The sequence below is a fragment of the Cupriavidus sp. WS genome (assembly GCF_000395345.1).
GTDB lineage: Bacteria > Pseudomonadota > Gammaproteobacteria > Burkholderiales > Burkholderiaceae > Cupriavidus > Cupriavidus basilensis_B.
Genome location: NZ_AQPL01000490.1, coordinates 1 through 2,049, shown reverse-complemented (window position 1 = coordinate 2,049; position 2,049 = coordinate 1). Strand labels below are relative to the sequence as shown.

At 66.6% G+C, this 2,049-nt stretch carries 3 protein-coding genes; all 3 read right to left on the bottom strand.

Annotation, left to right across the window (positions count from 1 at the left end):
* Window positions 1–82: 82 nt before the first annotated feature.
* Window positions 83–478: a DUF4440 domain-containing protein gene (locus K206_RS39950; protein ID WP_063826903.1), complete on the bottom strand. Its 396-nt coding sequence runs from the start codon at window positions 476–478 to the stop codon at window positions 83–85.
* On the bottom strand, window positions 432–707 hold the full coding sequence (locus tag K206_RS0132390) for a DUF2164 family protein (RefSeq protein ID WP_020206457.1): 276 nt from the start codon (window positions 705–707) through the stop codon (window positions 432–434). The genes K206_RS39950 and K206_RS0132390 overlap by 47 nt, the downstream gene beginning before the upstream one ends.
* Window positions 708–904: 197 nt before the next feature.
* Window positions 905–2,049: DUF6537 domain-containing protein (locus K206_RS39945; RefSeq protein ID WP_043367571.1), on the bottom strand; the 1,145-nt coding region annotated here is incomplete at its 5' end.

Genomic DNA, 2,049 nt, shown 5'->3' with positions numbered 1-2,049 from the left:
CCGGGTCGGCGGGCGCCGGGGCGCTCCCCCGGCCCCTCCCGCCGGCGGGAGAGGGGAGAAGACCGTCGCTATGGAAGGATGGTCAGGATGGCGGCAATACCTGCCCGGCGCGCGAGAGGTCCTCGTAGCACAATGCGGCCACTTGCCACCGTCCGCCGCTGACAAGCCACAGCTCCACGAAGCTGAAGCGCGAGCATGCCTTCGCGTTTTTCATCATCGAGCCGACGCCCGAGACCGTCGCCCACGCGGCATGCTCGGTCACGTCGATCGACTCATCCCGCACGTGTGGGCGGTCCCACGTACCTGCCGCCACGCGCGAACGGATATGTCCGAGTTGTTGCCGCTTGGAGAGCATTTTCTCGCCCCGCTTGACGAAGAAGTGATCGCATTCGACGAAATCCAGTTGGTCGATATCGCCGCTTGCGTAGGCATCAATCCATACGTCCCGCATTTGCGCCAGGCTGAACTTGGGCTTCATAAGCTTCCAGGAAAGATATCTGCTCGACCATGTCGCTTAGCTTGTTTTCGATCAGCCTGGCGGCCGCGCGCAGCCCCTCGTTGTAGAACTCGGTTCGGACGGCCTCCACGATTCGCCCGCTGACGTCGAGTAACTCCATATTCCCGACCTCGATGTCCAGGTCTTCTGCGAGGAAGGTTTGAAGAATGGCGGCGATTTTCAGTATCCGCTTTCGCTTCTGGTCATCCATCTGGCGTCTCCGGCAGTGTTGTAGCCGCAGCGTAAAGGGCGCTCCGCGGTGAATCAATCAGACGACTCCGGGTTTTCTCCGATGGCCGGAACGGATCGGAACATTGCGCGGCCAAGAACAAAAAACCCCGCGCTACAAATAACGCGGGGTTTGACGGCAACCGGGGCGCCGTCGCAGGTCTGCGCCCGAGCTGCACCTCAAGCCACCCGCTGCGCCGTCTCCGGGTGCCGGAACTGTCCCAGCAGCGCCGCCCAGCGCGCGCGCACCTTGGCGAGGTTGGCGTCCTTGACGTGGCCGAAGCCGCGGATGTCGTCGGGCAGGTTCGCCAGCGCGACCGCGGCCGCGTGGTTGGCCGCGCTCAGGTCGCGCGTCAACTCGTCCAGCAGCGCGCGGTACTCGCCGATCAGCGCGCGCTCGGTGCGGCGCTCGGCGCTCCTGCCGAACACGTCGAGCGGGCCGCCGCGCAGGCCCTTGAGCTTCGCCAGCAGGCGGAACAGGGTCATGGTGGACGGGCCGAACGCGCGCTTGACCAGGTGGCCCTGTTCGTCGCGCCTGGCCAGCAGCGGCGGCGCCAGCCAGAACTTCAACTGGTAGTCGCGCCCGGGTTCGCCTTCGAACTGGCTGCGCAGCTTGTCGAGGAAGACCGGATCGGTGTAGAGGCGCGCGACCTCGTATTCGTCCTTGTAGGCCATCAGCCTGGACAGGTTGCGTGCCACCGCCTCGGTCAGCGGCAGGGGTTTGCCGCTGCCGGCGATCTCGCTCTCCTTCGCGCGCACGCGGTTCACGGCGTCGCGGAAGATCTGCGCGTAGGCGGCGTCCTGGTACGCGGCGAGATGGTCGGCGCGGCGCGCGATCAGCTTTTCCAGCAGCGCGCCCGACGACGTGGGCAGCCTGACCACGTCGGCGCCTTCGGCGGTGCTCTGCAGCTTGCCGGTGAGCGACAGCACGTGCTCGGGGTCGTGCGCCATGTGGCGGCCCCAGTCGAAGGCGGCCTTGTTCTTGTCCACCTGCACGCCGTTGAGCTCGATGGCGCGCACCAGCGCGTCCAGCGACAGCGGCAGCCAGCCTTTCTGCCAGGCGTAGCCGAGCACCAGCGGGTTGGTGTAGATGGTGTCGCCGAGCAGCGCCACGGCCAGGCCGCTGGCGTTGATGAAGTCGCAGGCGTCGCCCACCGCGTTGCGGATGTCCTGCTCGGCGGACAGGCCCGGGAACTGCCACTTCGGGTTCTTGATGAACTCGGCGGTGGGCGTCTGCGCGGTGTTGACGATGGCGCGCGTGCGGCCGGCCTGGGTCTTGGAGATGACGTCGTCGGTGGCGCTGACGATGGCGTCGCAGCCGATCA